This is a genomic window from Flavonifractor sp. An82 (genome assembly GCF_002159265.1).
Classification (GTDB): domain Bacteria; phylum Bacillota; class Clostridia; order Oscillospirales; family Oscillospiraceae; genus Flavonifractor.
Genome location: NZ_NFHG01000024.1, coordinates 1 through 22878 on the forward strand (window position 1 = coordinate 1; position 22878 = coordinate 22878).

At 42.6% G+C, this 22878-nt stretch carries 19 protein-coding genes and 2 pseudogenes; 4 read left to right on the plus strand and 17 right to left on the minus strand.

Annotated features, from left to right (window positions below; all coding sequences use genetic code 11):
- Positions 1 to 92 precede the first annotated feature (92 nt).
- The 3 genes and pseudogenes from B5G34_RS18830 to B5G34_RS16215 all read right to left on the minus strand — a co-directional run.
- Entirely contained in the window at positions 93 to 407 is a 315-nt protein-coding gene (locus B5G34_RS18830) for a hypothetical protein (protein ID WP_162609503.1), read from the minus strand.
- A complete protein-coding gene (locus tag B5G34_RS16210) occupies positions 404 to 736 on the minus strand; it encodes a hypothetical protein (protein WP_204245972.1) in 333 nt (110 codons plus the stop codon). Before B5G34_RS16210 ends, B5G34_RS18830 begins: the two co-directional genes overlap by 4 nt.
- 140 nt (positions 737 to 876) lie before the next feature.
- Positions 877 to 1299 (minus strand): annotated as a pseudogene (locus B5G34_RS16215) (transposase); the annotation flags it as partial.
- 241 nt (positions 1300 to 1540) lie between these two features.
- Here B5G34_RS16215 and B5G34_RS19315 point away from each other — a divergent pair.
- Positions 1541 to 2355: pseudogene (locus B5G34_RS19315) on the plus strand (transposase); the annotation flags it as partial.
- 64 nt (positions 2356 to 2419) lie between these two features.
- On the opposite strand, the gene B5G34_RS16230 reads toward B5G34_RS19315, so the two are convergent.
- The 9 genes from B5G34_RS16230 to B5G34_RS16260 form a co-directional block, all read right to left on the minus strand.
- Positions 2420 to 3064 (minus strand): HAD-IA family hydrolase, encoded by a 645-nt coding sequence (locus B5G34_RS16230; RefSeq protein ID WP_087339997.1) that lies wholly within the window; start codon positions 3062 to 3064, stop codon positions 2420 to 2422.
- 3 nt (positions 3065 to 3067) lie between these two features.
- Complete coding sequence (locus B5G34_RS16235; protein ID WP_087340000.1) at positions 3068 to 4648, minus strand: aldolase catalytic domain-containing protein; 1581 nt, start codon at positions 4646 to 4648, stop codon at positions 3068 to 3070.
- Positions 4645 to 5394, minus strand: a complete 750-nt coding sequence (locus B5G34_RS16240; RefSeq protein ID WP_087340003.1) for a 3-deoxy-manno-octulosonate cytidylyltransferase — start codon at positions 5392 to 5394, stop codon at positions 4645 to 4647. Before B5G34_RS16240 ends, B5G34_RS16235 begins: the two co-directional genes overlap by 4 nt.
- 552 nt (positions 5395 to 5946) lie before the next feature.
- Positions 5947 to 6702, minus strand: coding sequence for an amino acid racemase (locus tag B5G34_RS16245; RefSeq protein WP_087340006.1), 756 nt, complete (start codon positions 6700 to 6702; stop codon positions 5947 to 5949).
- A 20-nt stretch (positions 6703 to 6722) separates the two neighbouring features.
- Positions 6723 to 7964, minus strand: a complete 1242-nt coding sequence (locus tag B5G34_RS18545) for a hypothetical protein (protein ID WP_140397275.1) — start codon at positions 7962 to 7964, stop codon at positions 6723 to 6725.
- 5 nt (positions 7965 to 7969) lie between these two features.
- Positions 7970 to 9037 carry a polysialyltransferase family glycosyltransferase gene (locus tag B5G34_RS18550; RefSeq protein WP_140397276.1) on the minus strand — a complete coding sequence of 356 codons (1068 nt, stop codon included), beginning with the start codon at positions 9035 to 9037 and terminating at the stop codon, positions 7970 to 7972.
- A gap of 13 nt (positions 9038 to 9050) precedes the next feature.
- Positions 9051 to 10064 (minus strand): glycosyltransferase, encoded by a 1014-nt coding sequence (locus tag B5G34_RS16250; RefSeq protein WP_162609506.1) that lies wholly within the window; start codon positions 10062 to 10064, stop codon positions 9051 to 9053.
- Positions 10065 to 10090: 26 nt separating this feature from the next.
- Positions 10091 to 11254, minus strand: coding sequence for a glycosyltransferase (locus tag B5G34_RS16255; RefSeq protein ID WP_140397277.1), 1164 nt, complete (start codon positions 11252 to 11254; stop codon positions 10091 to 10093).
- Positions 11238 to 11993 carry a polysaccharide deacetylase family protein gene (locus tag B5G34_RS16260; protein WP_162609507.1) on the minus strand — a complete coding sequence of 252 codons (756 nt, stop codon included), beginning with the start codon at positions 11991 to 11993 and terminating at the stop codon, positions 11238 to 11240. The genes B5G34_RS16255 and B5G34_RS16260 overlap by 17 nt, the downstream gene beginning before the upstream one ends.
- Positions 11994 to 12304: 311 nt before the next feature.
- Between B5G34_RS16260 and B5G34_RS16265 the strand changes: the two genes are divergently transcribed.
- Entirely contained in the window at positions 12305 to 13549 is a 1245-nt protein-coding gene (locus tag B5G34_RS16265; protein ID WP_087340020.1) for an IS110 family transposase, read from the plus strand.
- 96 nt (positions 13550 to 13645) lie between these two features.
- Here the strand turns inward: B5G34_RS16265 and B5G34_RS16270 are convergent, their stop codons facing one another.
- The 5 genes from B5G34_RS16270 to B5G34_RS16290 all read right to left on the minus strand — a co-directional run bounded on the left by B5G34_RS16270 (position 13646) and on the right by B5G34_RS16290 (position 19985).
- A complete protein-coding gene (locus B5G34_RS16270) occupies positions 13646 to 14854 on the minus strand; it encodes a glycosyltransferase family 4 protein (RefSeq protein WP_087340023.1) in 1209 nt (402 codons plus the stop codon).
- 910 nt (positions 14855 to 15764) lie between these two features.
- The gene (locus B5G34_RS16275) at positions 15765 to 16376 is read right to left on the minus strand and encodes an acetyltransferase (protein ID WP_087340026.1); all 612 of its coding nucleotides are present in this window, start codon (positions 16374 to 16376) and stop codon (positions 15765 to 15767) included.
- Positions 16373 to 17062 (minus strand): sugar transferase, encoded by a 690-nt coding sequence (locus tag B5G34_RS16280; protein WP_343286579.1) that lies wholly within the window; start codon positions 17060 to 17062, stop codon positions 16373 to 16375. The genes B5G34_RS16275 and B5G34_RS16280 overlap by 4 nt, the downstream gene beginning before the upstream one ends.
- Entirely contained in the window at positions 17034 to 18260 is a 1227-nt protein-coding gene (locus B5G34_RS16285; RefSeq protein ID WP_087340032.1) for an aminotransferase class I/II-fold pyridoxal phosphate-dependent enzyme, read from the minus strand. Before B5G34_RS16285 ends, B5G34_RS16280 begins: the two co-directional genes overlap by 29 nt.
- A 549-nt stretch (positions 18261 to 18809) precedes the next feature.
- Positions 18810 to 19985: an IS110 family transposase gene (locus tag B5G34_RS16290; protein WP_087340064.1), complete on the minus strand. Its 1176-nt coding sequence runs from the start codon at positions 19983 to 19985 to the stop codon at positions 18810 to 18812.
- A gap of 361 nt (positions 19986 to 20346) precedes the next feature.
- Between B5G34_RS16290 and B5G34_RS16295 the strand changes: the two genes are divergently transcribed.
- A complete protein-coding gene (locus tag B5G34_RS16295; RefSeq protein ID WP_140397278.1) occupies positions 20347 to 22056 on the plus strand; it encodes a hypothetical protein in 1710 nt (569 codons plus the stop codon).
- Positions 22053 to 22862 (plus strand): hypothetical protein, encoded by an 810-nt coding sequence (locus tag B5G34_RS16300; RefSeq protein ID WP_087340039.1) that lies wholly within the window; start codon positions 22053 to 22055, stop codon positions 22860 to 22862. Before B5G34_RS16295 ends, B5G34_RS16300 begins: the two co-directional genes overlap by 4 nt.
- Positions 22863 to 22878 lie beyond the last annotated feature (16 nt).

Genomic DNA, 22878 nt, shown 5'->3' on the forward strand with positions numbered 1-22878 from the left:
TTCGGCCATCTCCCTTAAAAGTATTCGACACACTTTTAAGATAGCCGGTCTTTAGGCGTGGGTCAATTTTTGCCCGGCGCTCCAGGTCTATTTTACTCCGGCGGTGACAGGACGACTCTGGGCATCCCTATGTACTGAAAGGTGTGGATCATTCCAATGAACAGGTTTTCTTGCTTGGCGTTAGGAAAAAACTCAATGTAGCGCTGGCCGCAGTGGTGGCAGATCATAGCGAAGCATGCCGCACGGTATGTGTTTCCGTTGTAGTCCAGCACATCTGTGAAGCCCCAGTCCATCTGGTAGGCCTCGCCAGGCGCTGTGGTGTAACGGCGCCCTCGGTTTCCTTGGGGAGCAACCTGCTGCCGCTTGGCCGGGATGAGATGCTTATAAGCGGCGATGTACCGTTTCACTGTGCTGCAGCTTCCGGTAAAACCAATCTCCTGTAGCCGTTCCAGGCAGACCGCAGAGTTGCTGACACCATCTCTGAGCAAGCGATCCAGAACAGCACTGTAACCGTCCAGAATGTGCTCCTTTTTCTCTTACCCACAAGACCATGAACAGTTTTACAGAAACCATTGGCTTTTAGACGCCGAAGCTTGGCTCGGGAAAGTCCGGTCCGCCGACCGAGTTCCGCAAGGTTTATCTCATCTATGCTTGAAAACTCTCCGTGCTGTGCTTCCATCTCTGCGATGGCCTGTGCTATAATGGGCAAGAAGCCATTGCTTTGTATTCCTTTCATACGAATCCTTTCTACTGGGTTGTTTGGTCACTGTCCAGTATAAGGGGTCTGAAAGGTTTCAGTAATGGCTTTTTCTTTTGAACTCAAATTGGCGATTTCTCCTGAGCGCTATGGGGCTATTTCAGCTGGGCCCGAACATCAGCGCCCAGAACCTCACGATATCTACCCTCATTGACTGTGATTTCCACAAAATTGCTACACTTTCAAATTCCCCGCCCCAGTTACGACGCAGATAGTTCTCATCCACATAGACATACAGATAGTATCCGCCCTGTAGAGGGCGGTTCCGCCAATCCTCAATGTTGTACGATTTCTTGTTCAGCCCACTGACGGTGGAGGGAGAGACCTTGCTACCCTAGAATGCCTCGGTGATGTTCTTCTTCAACAAGAACCTCTTCCACCCTGCTCTCCCGGCAGCAATACCGCTCAATAATGGAAGTTTCAAAAGAGATTCCATTGAGTTTACGCTCCCTGAGGATGTCCTCCCCGGAAGTGGTGGTAAGATTTCGCCTATAGTGGCCGCTGCGGTAACCTTGGTATTGCTCATTGCGCTCGTACCGGGCTACCAGTCCAGTGTTCTTACCGTCTCGTGTCTAAGTTACAATAAGATGAGCAACTTGGTGACCAATTGTACCTTGGATTTATAAACCCGCAGATAAGACAATTTGCTATTCTCTTGTTGTAGCATTCAATTTAAGTAGGTTGAGGGGCAGTATGCCGGAGAGTTTTCGTCACGAAATAGCTTAAATGGTACTGCAAAAAGATAAATTCTGGTTGCAAATTCTTGGTATTGGAAGAATTCAGATAAAGTTCGTTGGCAGCAATATTTCCACGGGCAAAAGCATGCTTGCAGTCATGTGGTCCTTTGGAGAAGTGGTGGTTTTATCCTTTAGAAGTATGTCACGTCGCCAATGAACTGAGCCAGCTAACAGTGCTGCTCAAAAATCTAGACGACGAGACCCGTGTGAGAATGGGATCTGTTGGCAATTATCATGCGCCGGTGGCCTGGCTGCACCATAGTGCTGGTCTTTATGTCTCAGTAGTCAATTCAATACTAGTCCATTACTACAGAAACAACAATTTAAGATGGACCCAGACCGACAAGAATGATGCTGGCCAATTACGGTCTCGACCGCTGGCTTATACTGCCGAGATATTGTACCAGAGGAGGAAATCCGACTTATCGTGAAGACCTACTACCAGCAGTATTATAAAATACAGACCATACTGAAGAATAGTTTAGATCTACCTGCTGGATGCTGTTTTCTGTACCAAACCGGCTGTTTACCAGTCAGCCTCATACCTATGGCAGCAAGGATACGGCACTAGATATATACTCGCTTCTGTCTGTGGGCACTTGGGTGTCATGCCAAAAGCAGCTTTTGGTAGAACAGGTTAATTCCCCTCTCCAAGCAACTTCTGCCGGGTTAATTACCCTCAAGCAAGAGATGCCGTCCTTGGCATTTTCTCTAGCGAAGTATTACATGGTAATGAGGAAGTTTTACATTAACCCCTTCCTTCTCCCTCAACTCATGGCCTAAATGGGCTCCACACAAACAATTAGAAATATACACCGTTTTGATTGCAAAAAAGTAGCCAGTGCCATTTGCTCATATGCTCAATTTGTTGATAGAATAAACTATCTTTTGCTCTCATATTCTCCATGGAGGTTCAGTATATAATTTATATATTACTGTCGGTTACAACACGAGTAATTTCTTTTGCAGAGCTAACTAATTGAATATTATATTCTTGATTTGGCAAAAAACCAAATCCATATGTTACACCTAAGAATGATATTCCGCAGGTTTTTGCTCCATTTAAATCATGGATACTATCACCAATCATAATACTATTATCTTTAGGTATGCCAGTTGTATTCATACACATTTCAATTAACTGCGATTTAGTGCGGGTATCGTATTTATCCATACCATATATAACGGTAAAGAAATTCAAGATCCCCATTTTTTTTAACATAATTTTTGAAAATTCTTCTTTTTTTAGTGTAGCCATTGCAAGCTTTACACCATTACAAAAAAGCTCTTTTAGGGTTTGCTCAATACCTGGATACAAAGAAGCTTCATGAATTCCATAATTACTGTAGTAATCACGATAAGCTGCAACTGCCGAGCGAGCTTCTGGTTCGGAAAATCCAAAACGGCTTGTATACGTTTGTAGCAACGGCCCACCAATTACAGAGTAAAGAATTTCCTCGCTTGGTACAGGGCGTCCCATTATTTTATGTGCATAGCGATGACTATTAATAATACCTAAAGATGTATCCGCAATTGTTCCATCCATATCAAAAATTGCAAGGTCGTACATGGATTATACCTCATATTTTGTAGGTGTTATAAAATGATAGTCTACACCAGACAAGGCCAGCCTCAACTGCCGAGCAATATTTTTATTTTTTGCTTCGCTCTCTACTCGATCTATTGGATGCATATAGGTGCTAATGCAGTAATTGTTAGAAGAATCCACATCAAAACCATCCATACCAGCTATTGAAATGCTGGAGACTCCTACTGATTTCAAAATTCGAACCAGCATAGCACCGGCATTATCTGCAGCACGGCCTTCCCCAATAAAACTTGAGTAGTTAACAAAATTCACACATTCAGAAGCAACTTCAATCAAATTCGATGTAGCAATAATTAAATCAGGCTTTTTATTAATACCTCTAATCAAATCTAGACGTTTACGATTACTTACAAAAAGCATATCTGCTTCATATTGGGGGCTAATAAAATTAACTGAAATAACAAAAGGATTCTCTTTTTTTATGTAAGATATAATCTGTTCTTTATAAATATTTAAGCTGGCACCCGAACACAAAATTAAAGCATTTCTACCCTTTAACTTTTCAGACAACAAAGCTCGGGTTTCATCATCCCGAATTTGGCAATTTTGATAAGAATGATATAAATCTTTTATCAATTGAATGTCATATAAATCCCTCTTATCTACTGGGAGCAAACTTAAAATTTTAGAAATATCCGCAATACTAAGAGTACCTTTATTCAGCAGGAATGAAGCATAATTAGGATGACAGTTTTCTGTTGCCGATAAAAAATAGGGTAAATCATATCCCCACCGTTGCTGTGCATAAATGCTCATCAAAAATTGATCTGCAATAGTCAATAAAGAGGTTATAGAGTAATAAACTCCAATATTTACATTAATATACTCTGCCAGAAGTTCAGTAGAAAGGTTTCCTACACCTCGGCCCATACCATAAACAGATGCATCAATAATAATTTTTCGTGAAGACTCCGCACGCATCAATTCCTGAGCATTGGAAAACGAAAGCTGCAAGTTATTATGCGAGTGAAAACCGACATAAATATCTTTGTGTAGATTGTGGTCAATGAGATAAAATAATCGAAGCAGATCATGACGATACAGAATCCCTAAAGTGTCCACTAAGTACAATGCAAAAGGACGAAGGTTATTTACATCTTGAATCAATTGAAGTAATTCTTCATCTGAATAAGAAGTCGTACCTACTGGCTGGATAAATATCTGATAACCTTTATCCATAAGCGCTCTGGCAACTTGTTTTGCTTCTTCCCACTCATGTTTATGAAAAGTCAGACGAATGCCATCAATAGAGCTTCCATCACAGGGTAATATTTTATCAGGAGAAATATCCCCTAACGCAATCATAGCCACATACATGGTTCCTTGCTTTTTGGGAAAAATAAAAGGGGTAATTTGCAAAGTAGAAGAAAAAATTGACACATCAGAATTATATGTACAATCCTTCAAAAAACCACACTCAATAATATCAATATTAGCTTCATTTAAGTAGTTAACAATACTATATATAGCAGAATTACCAAAATGCCATTGGTTAATATATCCTCCATCGCGAAGTGTACAGTCAAGAATTAAAGGCTTTTTCATAAAGATATTTCTCCATTTTCAATTTTTTTAGATATAATACGGCTAATATGCTCCAAATCTTTTGGTGTATCCACAGAAAGGCTGTTGGCTTGCACTTCAATCATCCTGACTTTTTGTCCATTCTCAATAAATCTTAATTCGTTTATATCCTCAATTTTTTCATTATATCCTTTAGGTGTATTTGCAAAGAATTTTAGTGCATTAATATCATAAATTAAAACACCAACATGTTTATAATATACATAATCTATAGAAGACTTAGGATACGGGATAGGACTTCTAGACATAAAAAGTGCATTGGACTGGAAATCCGTAACAACTTTAATATTTGTAAAGTCGACAGCTTCTACAGGGCTTTTAATTTCTGTCATTAAATTACCTACATATAAATCGCACTTTTCTTTTACAGTCGGTATAATTGCTTTAATAATTTTAGGATCAATTAGCGGCTCATCTCCATTAATTACCACAAAATAGTCTGCAGGGATTTTTTGTGCAACCTCATATACTCTTTCTGTACTCGTACTATGATCTTTTCTTGTCATAATACAAAGCATCGAATATTTTTTACATATTTGAAAAATTCTATCATCGTCTGTGGCAATATAAACTTCATTAATCTGACGCACTTTCTTTACCTGTTGATATACCCACCATACCAGGGGATATCCGCATAGATCTGCTAGTGGTTTGCCAGGAAATCTAGAAGATTGAAATCTAGCTGGAATAACTGCTACAATTTTCATTTTATCACCATTTTCTTTCGTTCAATGCAGAAGCGCTAAATCATAAGAAATCGGCACTACTAATACAGTTGCTACAATTTAGCGGTCAAGCATATAGGCTCAACTGTGCTAATTTTATATATGCTAAAACCACTTTTAATAGCAACGCGCAAAACTTTGAAGCCTTATCTTTGGAGAGCGCAGCTAGTTAAATTTTAGCGTAAAGGCACCAAGTTCCTACCCACTAACTTAGATATTGTTGTGTAGAATACAACGCTCTACAGCAGCACGCATATTTTTGTGGAATTTACAACAGTTTTTATTACCTCGCTTAAAACTGTTTGCGCCCGGCAGAAACAGCCATGGGGCTATATCACCTGGGCCCCAACAAAACTATATTTTAAAAGTGTATGGGTAAAATCTACTAGGATCATTTTGGATATATGTTTTAACTAGCTACCTCATATGTAACTCTTCAATTATAATTATCAATTACTACTTTTGTATTTTGTCATCGTAAATAAGAGTAAAATATATATTTTAGTTTAAATACTATAAAGTTCAGCAAATTAGTTATATTAAATTTTTACTTATGATATCTATGCTATATTTTTTATGATTTTGCACTTTTTTCCCAGATTGTAATATTGCAGAAAGGGCTAAAAGTTCCATAGCGTCTACAATTTTGTATCTATTGCCAAGAATGTATTGGTTTAAAGCTGACAACTCTGTACAACCAAGTATAAATGTTTTCTGTTCTGTTGATCGTGATGAGATACCATTAATTATTTGTGTCAATTTTTTTGCACACTGATAAAGTACTTTTTCTCCAGAATATTTTATTAAATATATAATATCATTTATTTTTTGACACTCTTCCTCTTGAGGATATTCTATATTAAGTCCACAAGTATCAAAAATTTCATATATTCGTGTTTTGACTGTCCCCAACGTTCCTAATATCACAACTGATTTAGGCAGATCACTTTGTTTAATATATGCAGTTGTATTTTGCACCATATTAATAATGGGAGCTGCTGAAATATTTTGAAGTTCTTTTATAAAATAGTGTGATGTGTTACACGGAATTAAAACTATTCTGGGATTCAGTTTATTTAGTTCTTTTATTCCCTCAATCAGTTTCGGTAGCGGATTTGTTTCTGTAGGGTCTAACAAAAACTTAGTTCGGTCTGGTATTTGACTTTTGTTGGCTACAATAATATTCAAATGATCTTGATCGCATAAAGCATAGGTTCGAGATATTATCATTTCTAGCAACATAGATGTTGCCAGTGGGCCCATACCGCCTAATATACCGATCTCATACATTGCGTATGTCCTCTCATATTTTATTCAGTTAATTCTTTACCAATTAGTTTATAATAAATTCTAACTAGTTTTTTATTTTTCGCCAAAGAATATCTTATTTTAAATAGTAAATACCAAATTGTAATTGACAAAGTGTATTTTTTTTCTTTTTTTAAAGAGTTTTTAACTTTGCCGGCAAAATACTTTTGATCTGCTGCCAATGCACAACCAATAAATTTACTTTTATTTGCATTAAAATAAGAAAGGTCAAATATCTTCTGATATTTTTCCAGAACTCCCCATGCATAATACAAAGAAATCATTCGCCTACACTTATGACAGTATCCGCAATTCAAAGCATTACTCTTATATTGGCCTCCAAGTGACTGCTCTACCGCACAAACTTGCAAATGTCTATGTGATATACTAAATTTATCAATGAATTCAACTTTTTTAAGTCTTTCTGCTTCCATACCTGCAGAATAGATTTTTAAGTTCTCTACTGAGATTTGTGCAAGAGTAAACAAATCAAACCTTCCACCGCTCACTATAATATTTGGATCTATTGAAAATTTATCTACCGTGAATGTAGAAGAAAAATAATAAATAGCAAATAATTTTTTTAAGGCATATGCAGCACTTATATACTGAAGAGTAAAATAATGATTAAATAATCCTGTTGTCTCATAGAAAGAATACAAATTTGTAAAAAGCCATACAAATTCATAACCTAATTCTTCAGATATTCTTTCTTTTTCAACTTTGTCTCTATTAAATAATGCTCTAATACGATCTTCAACATTATCATTTGATGATATATTGTTGAACATAACATGTGTTAAACCAAAGTTTCCACAACGCTCCTTTGTATATTTTAGCATTGTATAAAAGGAGTCAACTCCTCCAGAGTTTCCAGTAGCAGAAGCGTTGGCAATACACGGTATTTCCGCAGCCTTATCTGCAATAATTTCTATTGTGTTTAAATCTGGCATATTTTCTGCTACAATTGGAATATAGTATGTCGAAAGTTGGAAATACAACTGCTCTGTTATAGGTGCCTCACATATAATATTTTCATTGTTATACATGGCTGAATGTAAAAGTCCTAATATAAAAGCATCGCTTCTTTCGTAGCAATAATATTCTGAATATTTTTCATCTGTTTCATAATATAAAGTACAGATTTTATTTTTATACTCCACATCAGCACATAGGCGTGATGTACCTTTATCATGCAAATGGATCACATAAGGTTTTCCAATTTTTATAATGCCTTTTTCCACATTCATCATTCCTTGTGTAGTATTTGTTTTATGGCTGAAATAGAAGTAATATTTTTTAATCCAAGCGTCTCCGCTTCACCTAAGTATCCATCAATTATAGAACCAAAATACTGAGCCATTGGATTTCCAGAAATATTACAGAGCTTATTTGTGTAAATATTAGTACCTATATTTTCTATAATACTATTTAAATTAATAAGGCTTCCTGAAAAACTTGATATTATTACTTTTCGAGTAAAGTCACAACCAATTTGAAATATCTCCCATGGAATAGATGAATTTTCTGCAACCTGCAATCCCGCAGCTTTAAATCGTTCAACACTATCTCTTGGGTGTACCTTCACAATAAGATTTTTATAGCCAACAATTTCTGCAATCTTAATTGCAACTTTAAGTTCTCCTACAGGAAATCCGCCTTCAAAATCATAGACAGAAGATAAATATATATATTTTTCTTTATATTCCTTAGGCTTTTTACCATCAAGAAAAACATTAAACAAAATATTTTTTAGTTCGACATCATTTGTGTTTATCGGTGGTATACTAACCGGTTCGTACGGGCCTTTATATGCCTTTTTGTTGAAACAATAGAAATTCTTTCTCTTTTCTCTTGCATTCTTTTTAAAGAGCAGTTTTCGAATTACTCTTATCAGCTTTGCTACTTTACAATCACTATCCGGAGTAGAGTAAGAAAGCAACCCCTCTTCCATTACATTGCAAAGAATTGCTTTATTGACTTTTTCTAATGAAGCATACAATGCACACATAGGAATATCATAGTTAAATCCGATAAGTTCGTCATAGAAAAGGTCTGCTTGCATACCTTTTGGATAAATTCCTTTTACTCCCTCAAGCAGATATTTCAAAAATGATTTACTATTATTTCTGCTAACTTGAAAATGATACACGCTTTCAAATAGGCCTGTTTTTTGTAGGTTCTTGCTTATTTGTTCTGAATTTTTAGACACATCAGTTAAAATAACAGAGGCTTTATCATGTTTTTTCAGTGTTAATTTCATTCTTATTGCTACAATAAGCTGATAGTATGTATTGCAAAAAAACAAAACCTTCATAATTTTAATTCCTTTATTTCATGTCAAAATGTGTTAACTTTTGCAATCCAGTTTTATTAAAAAGTCTACACATCAGCTTGAATAGCGGCTTCGAAAAGTAAAATATACTAATTGCAATTTTTCTAGTTTTTATAAATCCTCTATACGCCATTATCTGTCTCTTATTTTCTTTTAAAAATTGTTCCGTATGGGCTGATGGCTCTCGAAGCTCCTGATTTTTTTCTGAATAGTAGTGAAAACATGTACTTATGGCATACATGGCTGCATTAGCCAGGCACTCATCTACTATTTCTGGATATTCCTTCAAAGCATAATCATAATGATCTTTAAAACCTAAAAACTCATGATACGGTTTTATGGGCTTAGGTGATAATGTTATACCAGCATCATTCTCTCGATATTTATAAAACGGCTCTGCAATGAAGCCAACATTCTTTGCTGCAGCAAATACTTTAAAGGTTACTGGTATATCTTCATATAGACGTCCAACTGGGAAACGAACCCCAGCCCAACATTCTTTTTTATAAATTGCTTTTACCACATGGCTTCCAATTTTGTCTAATAAAATTTCACGTGTTACATCCCGTCCTGTAAGTATAGATCCAGATTTGTAAAACTGGTAACGCTCTATTTCTTTACCGTTTTGTACTCTACTAATCTCGCAACACACAATATCTAACTCTGCACTAAGCAAAAATGAAAGCATTTTATCATATGCTTCCGGATCAATCCAATCATCACTATCAAGAAAGGCAATATATTCACCGGAACAATTGTCTAGTCCAGTGTTTCGTGCAGATGCTAACCCCCCATTTTTCTTATGTATTACAACTATCCTTGAGTCTTTTTGCGCATATAAATCACACAAATGAGGACATCCATCAGAAGAACCGTCATCCACTAGTATTATTTCTAGATTTTTATAAAATTGATTTAGAAGTGAATCAACACATTTGCCTAGATATTTTTCAACATTGTAAACAGGAACAATAATACTTAATTTAGGTTTTACTTCATTTTTACTCATACACATTCCTCAAGCAGCTCACATATTTATCCTATATTATTTATTGTATTAATAGCCTGCAAATGAATTGTAGCCATATTTTCTATTGTGTAACTTTGAATAAGCTGAAGGGATACTCTAGACATATTTGTTAATAATTTTTGATTACTAAAAAGATAATAGATATAATTAGCTAATGTAGTATCATCACCTACATTGACTAAATATCCATTTTCCCCATTTAACACCAAGTCTAAACCTGCAACACATTTATTTGTAGTAATAATAGGCAAACCACACGCCATTGCTTCATTTATTACTAATCCCCACACGTCACTGACTGTCATTAGACAAAACAAATCTGCTGCTCTATAATATTTCTTTAAATCCTCTTTGCTCAAAAACTCTACATAATGCACATTTTTAAGCCCAGCTTCTTTTGTTAACCTTACAAATTCTTCCGTCGGTTTTCCGCCAACAATATACCACCCAATGTTTTTTTCTAATTTCTGAGCTGCCCGTAATAAAACGTCGTACCCTTTCCCGTAACCAGCCATATATGAAAACCTGCCTACGGAAATTATCATTTTTTCTTCTGTAATTCCTAGTTCGTAACGCAGTTTTTCCTTTTCCTTAAGACTTGCAATATCTGAATATATATCATTTTTATATAATGAAGTAAAAGGATGATTAATTATTCTATTATTAGGGACTCCATACTGATTTAAAATTTTATTGGTTGCCTTTGACCCCGAAAGACAGTATGGGAATTTGCTTATAATTTTTTTCTTAATATAATTTATATAACTTTTTTCTTTCTCATTATATACCATACCATCAATATTTACATAATAGTTATAATGATGACAATTTAAATACCAAATATTTAAAAGTTGAGTAGAAAAACCGTATCCGTCAAGCAGTATAGCGTCGTACTCTTTACCATGTTTTCTAACATAGCGAATAAACTCTAAAGATATTTTTCCTATTCTAGGTAGTTCTATTCCTTTCATTAATGTATATCTACAATTTTCAGGACGTTTACTCATCCATTTACTATTTCTGGCTTCATCATTATCAAGTAAATAGAAAATATCTACTTTTGCATATTTCCCCATCTCATTTAGCCAATCAACACGATAAGGAAATAATGTCGATGTAGCAAATAAAATTTTCATTGACATAGTTTTACCGTCACTCTCTCTTTTCACTTATTCTATACACAAGCCCATCAGCATTTTCTTCATTAACATTTATTCTTGGGACATAAAATCTATTTTTTTTAAGCATAATATTATTAGTACCACTATCCACAGTTCCAAATGCTGCAATATAGCCTTTCTCTGAAACAATATTTCGATAGTCCTTTGGACACATATAAACAGATCCATAAGGATACGCGTAAAATTCACACTTTCTTTTTATTATTTTTTCAAAATTCAATGCCTCTATTTGTTTTACTACCTCATTTTTATCTTTATAGTCTCGTAGCCCAACATGATTGTTAGAATGAAAGCCCAACTCGCAAATGGGATTCTCAACCAGTTCTTGTATGTCTTTTGATGAAATATAATTCTTTTTGTCTATTAGCTCATTAGTTATAAAAAACGCAAACGGAATATTTAATTCATTAAGTATTGGTACTGCATTATCAATTACACTTTTATAAACATCATCAAATGTGATAGCAACACGCACAAAAGGTACGTTAGTTTCTTCATTTAAAAATAAGGCGTTTAAACTGCTAAACTCTACGCCAGTTTCTTTTAATTTAATAATTGTTTTAAAAAATCTATCTTTTGATATAGAAAAGTTTTTATTATGAATAGTTTGGTTTATATATAATGGAACCTCATGAAACATTAAAAAATATATATTATTTCTTTTATGATTCCATATACACTGAAGATACCGCTGCTTGATCGCGCAAATAGCTTTACCTATTTCCATATATATGACCATTCCTTTCCGCTGCGCTCCAAGGCACCAAAGAGGATGAAACACAGTGCCCCTAACGCAGCAAGTCGATATTTGTTAGAATGTACTTGAGGAAGCAGGCACACTACAGAGCACGTGGAGGTGAGTAGGCTCAACCTTGCTGTTGGACTGAATATATATGTGTGCCGGATGCTCTTTCAAGCACCAATGAGTAGGGCATGGGACCCTGTAACCTTATCTTTGGGGAGACGGACTACTTCAATCTTTCAGTGAGCATCCAGTCCCTGCCTGTTCCCTCAAATACTGTTTCGAGGGGATGTGTTATGCTTAAAATCGTTTACCGCATCTGCTGCGGGATGGATGTCCACAAATCCTTTGTCGTTGCCTGTATCGCTTCTACTAATGAGCAGGGCGTGACAACCTACAAGAGCAAGCGCTTTTCCACGTTCACTGGTGATTTACGCCGGTGTGCTGCCTGGCTGGCCGAGAATGACTGCAAGGATGTGTGCATGGAATCCACCGGAAAGTATTGGATTCCCATTTACAACATTCTGGAGCGCACCTGCAATGTTGTCCTCGCTCACCCCAAATATGTGAAAGCCATCCGAGGCGAGAAAACGGACAAGCGGGACGCCAAGTGGATCGCCGACATCTTCAAGCACGACCTCGTCGCCGGGAGCTTTATCCCTCCAGCGGATATTCGCCAGCTTCGGGATTTGGTACGTTACCGCTGGAAACTCACCAACTTCACTACCGGCGAGAAAAACCGGGCGCAAAACTGCTTGACGGTCTCCAATTTCAAACTGGATGATGTGTTCTCGGACGTGTTTGGTAAAGCCGCCTCTGCAATCACGGTCAGGATTTTGGAAAAACCCGCGACAAAAATCACGGATGTTTCCAGCTTTCGCACTAAGCGTATGAAAGCAACTGACGAAGAAATCCTTGCTGCTGTGGACGGAGAGATGTGTGCTGAACAGGCTGAAAAGCTCCGCATCATCCGTTCCCACATGGACAGCCTGGAACGGTGCAAGCTCAATCTGGAATCCCTGATCCTGTCCACCGCTGAGAAGTACCTTCCCCAGCTCAACCTTGTTATGACGGCGCCGGGTATCCAATCCTTTTCCGCTATCGGCATCATCTCGGAAATCGGAGTGGATATGTCCGTGTTCCCCACCTCGAAGCACCTATGCTCCTGGGCTGGTCTTACGCCGCAGAACAACGAGAGTGCCGGGAAGAAGAAAACTACCAGAATCGGCCGGGCCGGAGCCTATATCAAGCCGCTGCTTGTTCAGTGCTCTCTTAATGCGATCCGCGCTAAGCAATTCCCGGAGGTTCGAAACCGCTATCTTGCGCTCAAGAAACGCAGAGGGCACAAAAAAGCAATTATCGCCATTGCCAGAATGCTCCTAACAGCTATCTACAATATGCTCAGGAAGAATGAGCCGTACAATTCCGAACTCTACCGCAAGAGCGATCGCCCACCTGCACACCGTGAGGTTTCCGTGGAGGAAGCCATCTTTATCCTTCAGCGGCAGGGGTATTGGGTGACTGCTCCATCCACCGCTTAGACTTTAAGCATAACTGCATTCTTCGCCCGCTCTTAGGGGGCTTGGTTTTGTGCGTCCTTTTTCGGAATGGTACTTAGATTACAATGTTTCAACCTTCTACTCCCAATGATGCATAATGATTGAGAATACCTTTTCGGTACTATAGTATTCTTTTAAATAGATACCCACTTTTTCAGCAGACTGACTCAAATCTGTATTGATTATTTGCTCAATAAGATTGCTAAACTTTTTTATATCGTTAGACTCACACCACCAGCCAAACTCTCCTTCAACAATTACCTTACCAATATCTGTACTTTGATCAGTACACGCTAAAATAGGTAATCCTGCCTGCATATACGCAAGAAGTCTTGACGGAAAATTAGGAATAGTAAACCGATGATCCAAGAAAATCATACCCACATCACAGGCACAAATCATACGATCATACTCATCTTTGGGCAAACTTTTGAGCAACATTAGGTTATCCTGCTCTGTACTATCTACATAATGTTGTAGCTTGGAAAATTCAGTACCGCTACCTACAACAATATAAAAGGCTTTTTTATTGTCTTTCTGGGCTTTCAAACATTCAATCAGGAATGGAATGCCCTGTGGTTTTCCTAGGTTTCCACCGTATACAAATATAATCCGATCCCGTGGAATCTTGTATTTATCTCTAATGGATTGTAGTTCCTCCTGGGTAAACCTCATAAGCACTGGTTCAATGGCATTGGGGCACACCTCCACCTTATCTGCCTTAATTTCCGGGTTATGATCTAAAATATATTTCATATTAGCAGAGGACATACAACCGATAAAATCAGATAGATGATACAATATTTTTTCCTTATGGCGGAAGTATCGGTAGAGAAAACTTTTGGGTCCATTTTTGCTCATGATTCCTAAGTCTACGGCATTCTGAGGAAAAATGTCCTTAAGCATTAGGTAAGATTTGGCTCCGCATTTTTTCTTTACATATCTAATGACTCTTGCAAAAGTAACAGGTGGTGTTGCATATAGCACCAGATCAAACTTTATACCAGAAAACCACTTTTTTATGCCAGAAATGAACTGCCTTTCAATTCTAAGTGTAGATATACCCTTTTCCAACCAATTTACCTTTTGTATATTTCCAATTCTCAATTTAAGTATCTTATTTTCTCCAAAATAGATTATATGGGACTCCTGGTTTCTTCTTTTCTCAACCGGCGAAATACAGCATACCACATGTCCATTTTTTATAAATTCTCTCAATAGATCGCAATAAATATTGCGTTCACTAAATGATTCAAAATCAAGCAGCGACAAAAAAAGTATGTTCATTACTGCACTCCCCAGTCATTTCCTTACTTAAAGTCCCATTTCATTGGTCTTTATTTACATACCCTGCTGTTCGTATCTTTTTTATGTTTACCCTCTTAGCCGATACCAATATAGGTGCAAGTCTCCTTTAGTGGTTTTGCAAGCACTGTACCGGCAGCAATCATACATATGCTAGGAATATCTACGTCATTTATTACAATTGCATTAATCTCAATTCAAGTTTTGCAACCCAAAACAACTTTCCCATCCAAATGTCCCCCACTGATACATGGATCAACTTTCCCCAAATTAAAATCATGATCCACAGATGCGCAAATGTTAATAACACAACTATTTTCATTTAGCAACAAGGAGTAATCATTGCTCCTGCCATGACCACACTACCATCTCCTATTGACACATTCTGGCCGATTGCGTCTCTACAATGTGTCAATCTTGTTAGAGAAAAAATAATATAATGGATATTTGCGTTTTTTCTGTATTCTCAAAGAAAACCACTTTCGCTTTTTTAGTTCCAAGCGGTACAGGTGATTTACCGGTTTACGCAGCATGCCTGGATTCTGAAATACGGTGCCTACCCCGTAATGTTGGCGACATAAGGCACCTTAGCCCATCTGCACACAATACCTCCATATATATTCGGCTTAATCGTATAAATAATGACCAAATTAGGCCTTTCTGACTTGCGCATTCGCCCATGCTGTCTGAACAGCGACAGGTCTGTGGCTGTATTAATGCCGCGGCGTTCTACCCAGAGTATCGATTAACTTGCAGCCTGCTTACAGCAAAGGTTCCAGCATAGCTCCGTTAGGCAATGATAGAATAACAGAATTTTCCCTCAGCAGTTCTATAATTGACTCTCTTCGAAACTGGTAGAGTCCGACGTCATTATTTGCTAAAATCAATACTTTCATTTGATCTTCCTTGCAGGAACACCCACGTAGGTTCCGCTCTCCTTAATGTCATTTATAACAACGGCGCCTGCTCCCACCATACAATTTTCACAGACTGCCAGATTATTGCTAACAACTGCCCCAATGCCGATCCAGGTGTGATTCCCTACAGTCACCGAACCAGCCAAATGGGCTCCCACCGAAATATGTACATAGTCGTTCAGCTTGCAGTCATGATCCACCGAGGCGCAGGTATTGACAATACATCCTTTTCCCATCACGCTTCCAGGATTGATTACAGCTCCAGCCATGATTGCAGTACCGGGTAATATCTGCACATCCTCAGCCACAACCGCGGCCGGGTGAATCAAAACCGGAACATATATTCCCTTTGTTTCCATCTCTTCTTGGAGTCTTTGACGAACCTGCGCATTTCCAATGGCAACAAACCCATCACATCCAAACTGGAAGATATCTTGACTTTTACCCACAACAGGATATTTTCCGCACTGTACTCTATCTACACTGTCATCAAAGAAAACAATTTCCTGGTAGCAACCCAATTGTTTTGCAATATCAGCCACTACTTTGCCATGGCCGCTTGCACCAATAATGCCCAATTTTTTCATTGCTTCACCGCGGTTCCTCTAAATTCTTCCATGGTAGCAGCAGTCTCCGAGCTGATTCCCTCACGCTTGACAAACGCCTTCATAACAGTGCTAAAAATAATATGTACATCCCCCAAAAATGTAATATGGTCCACATATTTTACATCCAGTTTAAATTTTTCCTCCCATGACACGGCATTTCGCCCATTCACCTGGGCATAACCAGACAGGCCGGGGCGTACCTCATGGCGGCGGCGCTGCTCCTCATTGTAAAGAGGCAGATATTTTACCAGAAGAGGTCTGGGGCCGATCACGCTCATATCCCCCTTGAGAATATTGAATGCCTCGGGAAGCTCATCCAAGCTGGTAGAGCGCAGCAGCTTCCCAAATTTAGTCAACCGCACGTCATCGGGCAGCAGGTTGCCATGCTCATCCCGCGTATCTGTCATGGTGCGGAATTTATACAGCTTGAAGATCTTTTCGTCCTTTCCGGGCCGATCCTGAGTAAACAACACCGGGCTGCCCAGCTTGACCCGCACCAGGATGGCCACAATAAGGTACAGCCAGCAGAATACAAGAATGGCAGCCAGGGCGCAGAAAATATCAATGGGCCGCTTAAAGAATCGCTCATAAGGCCCATACGACTTATGCTTGGTCTTCAATCTTTTTCCTCCTCGGTCACACAAAGCAGCTGCGGATGATCTCAATAATGGCATCCTGCTCCTCAACCGTCATCTTATTGTCGCTAGGGAGGCACAGTCCCCGCTGGAAGATATCCGCACCCACATCTTCCACACCGCCGGCAATGTAGGCGTTGGTGCGGGCCCGACCATTCCCCTGCCGGGTCACAAAGCCGTTCATCCGATAGATGGGCTGCATATGCATGGGCTTCCAGATGGGCCGGCCCTCGGCATTGTACTTTGCGAGTGTTTCCAGGATCTCTGTGGGGCAGCTCTTGCCGGGCTCGCTAATATATAGGGTCTCCGTCTCACCCCGCACCTGGCGGCACATGGCTTCCCGGTCAATCAGCAGGCAGGACAGCCAGAAGTTGGGCTCAGAGTTCTCCCCATCGTAAGGATTCATGGTAACAGGCAGGTCCTTCAACCCCTCCTGATAGCGCATATAAATGGCTTTCTTCTGGGCTATATGCTCCTCCAGGTGTGGATACTGGCCTCGCACCACGCCGGCAATCACATTGCTCATGCGGTAGTTGTAGCCCAGTTCCTCATGCTGGTACCAGGGTGCATTTTCCCGGCTCTGGGTGGACCACTTCCGCGCCTTGTTGGCCGCCTCCAGATCATCGCTCAGCAGCATGCCACCAGAGCTGCCAGTGATGATCTTATTGCCATTAAAGGAAATCGCGTTGTATGTACCAAACGTTCCGGTCTGTACCCCTTTATAGGTGGCGCCCAGGGATTCGGCGGCGTCCTCGATCAGCACGGCCCCATGCGCATCACAGACCGCGCGAATCTCATCCAGCTTGGCAGGCGTACCATATAGGTTCGCCATCACCACGACTTTGGTCTCAGGGTAAATCTTAAAGGCCTTTTCCAGCGCAACAGGGTCCATATTCCAAGTATCCCGCTCGGTATCAATAAAGACCGGAACTCCGCCTTCATATACCACCGGGTTGACTGTAGCCCCAAACGTCATATCAGAGCAAAACACCGTATCACCGGGCTTTACTCCAGCCAGCTTGACACACAGGTGAAGAGCGGCTGTTCCTGCCGAAAGCGCTACAGCATACTTGCACCCCACCTTTTCGCAGGTCAGCCGCTCCACTTCATTGATGTTCTCACCAACTGTAGACATCCAGTTGCTCTCATAGGCCTGGGTCACATAGTTCAGTTCTTCCCCGTGCATAGTAGGGGTGGAAAGCCAAACTTTTTTCTCAAAGGGTTTCATTTCTTCTCTCTCCCATAGATATTGATGATACGAAGCAAACCGACCCACGGCTCATAGATGGCTGTGGGTCGGTTCTCTATGTCGATTCTGTTTTTGTGCATGAGGATGAGACTTACTGCACCTTGCTCAGGAGTCTCTTTCAGCTGCCGTTTCATACACACAAAACCGACCAAAACACTTACAGAAATACCACCTGCGACAATATATTATCTTCCTAATTATACTGATATTGTATTGCCCTTGCAATATTCTAAAGATAAAAAACAGCAAAAAAAGACCCAAAATTTACACAAACAGATGACGAAATGCTGCGCCGCACTTTCCTTACTTATCTTCGTTTTATTTTACTGTCCGTTTCAGTTGCCCACCAATATCCTGTATTTTTTTGGCATACCATTTGTTTTCAACTCAGTTCGTCAAAATTCGACAGATTAACTATTAAAAGTCAACCCTCAAAATGAGTGGAAGTACTCACAGACAGATGGTTCAAAAAGGGTATGGCAAAGCTGAGGTCTAATCAGACCCCTGCTGTCTATTCAAAAAGTTGGCTCAAGCCGCTGAGCGATAGGGCTGCCGGGATTTCTCCATGGCGAAGATAAGCCGCACCAACTTCTTAGCTGCATGAGAGATAGCCACATTGTAGTGCTTGCCCTCCGCCCGTTTCTTTGCGAGATAATCGGAAAAGGTTTGGTCCCAAAGGCAGACATACTTGGTGGCGTTGAAAAGTGCGTAACGCAGATATCTGGAGCCCCGTTTCTCCATGTGTGGGTAACAGTTATTCAGTTGTCCGGACTGGTAAGTAGACGGTGACATACCAGCATAAGCCAGCAGTTTGTCCGGAGAGTCAAAGCGTGACAGATCTCCCGCTTCAGCCAGGATCATGGCGCCCATGCGGCAGCCGATGCCGGGGATGGTCATGATGGGAGACTGGATCTCGTCCATCATGGTCTCAATCTCAGCTTCAATTTCATGGATTTCAGCATCCAGTTCCCGAATGAGCCGGATGGTATGCTGCAATTCCAGAGATTTGGCAGGCATTCTGGAACCAATGGATATTCGTGCAGCATCCCGAATTGACAATGCCACATCTCGCTTGTACCGGCCCTTAGAGGCCTTCTCCAAAAGAGATTTGAGGCTTGTCAGGTGTGCTCCGGCAACCTGTTTGGCTCCCGGAAACTCCTCCAGCAGGGCATAGACAGAGGCCATGTGGAGCGTTGGAACCAGCTTTTCCAACTCGGGAAACAGAATGCAGACCAGTCTGGAAACCGAGGTTTTCAGCTTGGCGCGCTCCTTTACCTTGTCAAAACGGTATCTGGTGAGTGACTTTAGTTCCTCGTTGTGGTATGCTGTATCCGTGTAGGGTTTGAGGCCTGCATCGGATAACAGCATAGCCGCAATCGTTCGTGCATCTACCCGATCGCTCTTGGTCTTTCTGAGGCTGAGACTTTTTCGGTAGAGATTTGTGCGCAAGGGATTCAAGACATAGGTGGCCAGACCATTGTCTAAAAGAAACCCCAGCAGATTGTAGCTGTAATGCCCGGTCGCCTCAAGCCCTACTCTTATTTTGTCCCGAGGTGCGGTACAGGCCTGAATCTTCTCCAGCAGCGTATGGAAGCCATCCATATTGTTAGAGATGGTGAACACATCCGCCAGGACTTCGCCCTCAGAACTCTGGATAAAGCAGTCGTGCTTGTCCTTTGTCACATCGATACCAACGGAAACGATCATTTCAAAAACCTCCAACGGTAAATCTGTGATGCTGTTCCACATAACACTTTGCTTTTGTAGCCTTGTTCCACATAAACCGTCTGGCGGTATTTAACTGATTAACAAAACTGCAAAGGGCTGTGGTTGGAACCTGTCGAGAACCATCTTGTGGTAGGAGGCGATTACCAATCCACAACATCCCTTACAGTGTAGCACAGCCCTTGGAGAGGGGCTCTAGTAACTACTACTCTATAATACAAGGTGACGTAGTGCAACTCGGAGACAGCGCCCCAGAAAATGGTTGTCAATGTTTTTCGACAGGATTATAATGAAACCAATTATCAATGCAGAATACCGGTATCTCTGGGGGGTGCGTGCAATGACAGATCGACCCTTTCCCTTGACGAAAAACCGATACTTTCCCCATAAGCACCTGCGGGCAGCCGACTTCGAGCGGGAACAGACCTATTCGGAGCAAAAGACAGCCGCTATGAATCGCTGGACGCTGGGCAGCGGGATACTGACCGGGCTGGAGGTATGCCCCCTGGGAAAAGAGGCCCTGTCGATAACACCCGGACTGGGGGTGGACCAGCAAGGGCGGTTTCTGGCGGTACCGCAGTCCCAGGTGGTACCGCTGTCAGCCCTGCCTGGGCTGGAAACACTAACCGGAGATACCGCTTTTTTATGGCTGATCTATGAGGAAACCTGCTTTGATCCTGTGCCGGTATCCGGGCAGAACCGAAAGCAGGACGGCGCGATACGGGAGGAAACCACCTTTTTGCTCACCGACACCCATGTGTCCCTGTGGGACCCGGCAGAGCAGCATTTGATCGCTCACCACCTGCTGGCGGAGCATCCCACGCTGCAGGTCTATCAGATGCTGCCATGGATCCTCCCCAGGCAGGGCACGGTGGAACTGCGGCTGCGGCTGCGCAGCTTTGAGCCGGAAACGGTGCTGCTCCAACTGCACTATGGGCCCCAGCTGATCGGCTATGTGGACAGCCGTACCGGCAAACCGCTGGAGATAGACCAGACGCTGCGGATCCCGCCGGGAGAGACCGTACTCTGCTTCTCTCTTTCTCCCCTGCCTGACAGCCAGCAGGCCGGTGCCTTTTCCCTTCCGCCGGAGCAGCTTCGGCTGACCTGGAAGCAGCATAGCCTACAGCCCAGCGCCCCCCTTACCCTGCAGTTCCATTGCTCCGACTCCCCCAGACGAGAACTGAAAACACGGCTGGAACATTGCGCCCTGTATGACCAGCCGGGAGACGGCCCAATCGGCGTCCCCCTGGCAGGGCTCCGCCTGGAGCGGACCAGTCTGAGCGTAGAACTTTGCAGCAGCTTTCCTTTGCGGGCCAACCGGGCCTGCTCCGGCTGGATCGAAACCCGGCTGGAGGACTGCATGGCGTACTTTGGGCCACCCCAACCCGTACAGCCCCAGCCGGCTCCGGAACCGGAAGAACCCCAGTGGTGCAGCGGCGTGATCGACCTTCCCCTCCACCCAGGCAACCGGGATGTGATTTTTTACACCGACGAGACCCCTCATGGTCTGGGTCTGGGTCAGGTCTATATGGATTTCGGCCTGGAAAACACCATCCCGGCAGTCAACCTGCGGGAGCATGAAAGCGATGTGCTGCTGGGAGACCCCTCCCTCTTCGCCCAGGCCAGCGGTACCTATGACTGCCCCATTGAGCGGGGCATTCGCCTGCATCCTCAGCGGGGTACCTTCGAGCTGGCGGTGCGCCCCCGGGGAGAGCTGCGGCAGGAGGTGCTCCATCTGCGGTGGCACGCCTGGCGGGCAGGTCCGGAACCGCAGCCGCCCCAGCCTGCGGGGACACTGCTGCGGCTGGAGCCTGATCTGATCCGGGTCAAGCCGGGAGACCAGGTGCTCTTTGTGCCGGTATTCACCGACGGCGGGAGCCGCCCCTGCGCCTTCTATGTGGCCAGCCAGCGGGACGGCCAGGTGGACCGCGACGGGGCCTATACCGCTCCCCAACAGCCGGGCGTATACCAGGTGTGGGCCAAAACCTGCACCGGCATGGCCCAGCAGGTCTGCGCCTTTGTTCTGGTGGAAGATGGAGGGCAGCTATGAGCGGTGTGGTATGGGACGATCTGCACATCGTCTGCCGAATGTGGAACACCCCAGCCGGACGGGCCGAGCTTTGCAGAGATGGAGCAGACAATCAATGGACACGCTTGGTGTTCCATAACCCCACCTGGCAGCGGCAGGCCCTGACCTGCCCCGGAACTCTGCCCATGCGAACCGAGGGAACCGGTCTGGCGGTACTGCTGCCCAGCTGCTGCGGCCCATCCCTGGAGCAGTGGCTGGAGCGATACTCTCCCACGCTGGAGGAGCGCCGGGAAAAGGCCATTGCCCTGGTGGAACAGGTGCTGGAGGATGGGGTCCCCTTCTGGGCGGTTGCCCTGTCCGCCCGGCCGGAAAACCTCTGCATCACGGGAACAGGAGCGGCCTTGCACTATCTGGGAAACCCCCGCCTGCAAGCCGATCCCTCTTTGGCGGGCGCGGTATGCGGGGTGGCCCGCCTGTGCCGGGATCTGATGACGAAAGACCTGCCCCGCACCCCGAGGCAGCACAATCCCCCCGAACTGGAGCTGCTCTGCCGCCGGGCAGAGGAGGGCTACCAGACCTGGGACCAGCTCTATGAGGATTTAAAGGCCCTGCCCACGGAACTGACACCCGCTCAGACGCCCAAACAGCTGCTGAACCGGCTGTTGTCTGGGCTGAAGCGCTGGGCAGGCCCCGCCCTGCGGGTAGCGGCGGTGGTGCTGGCAATCGCCGCGGTGCTCTCGCTGGCGATCGCCTGGCGGGCCTGGATACAGGCACGAGACCGGGCCTGGCCAGGGATGACCCCGCTGGGCACGGAACAACTGAACTGATTCCCATCGGACGGAA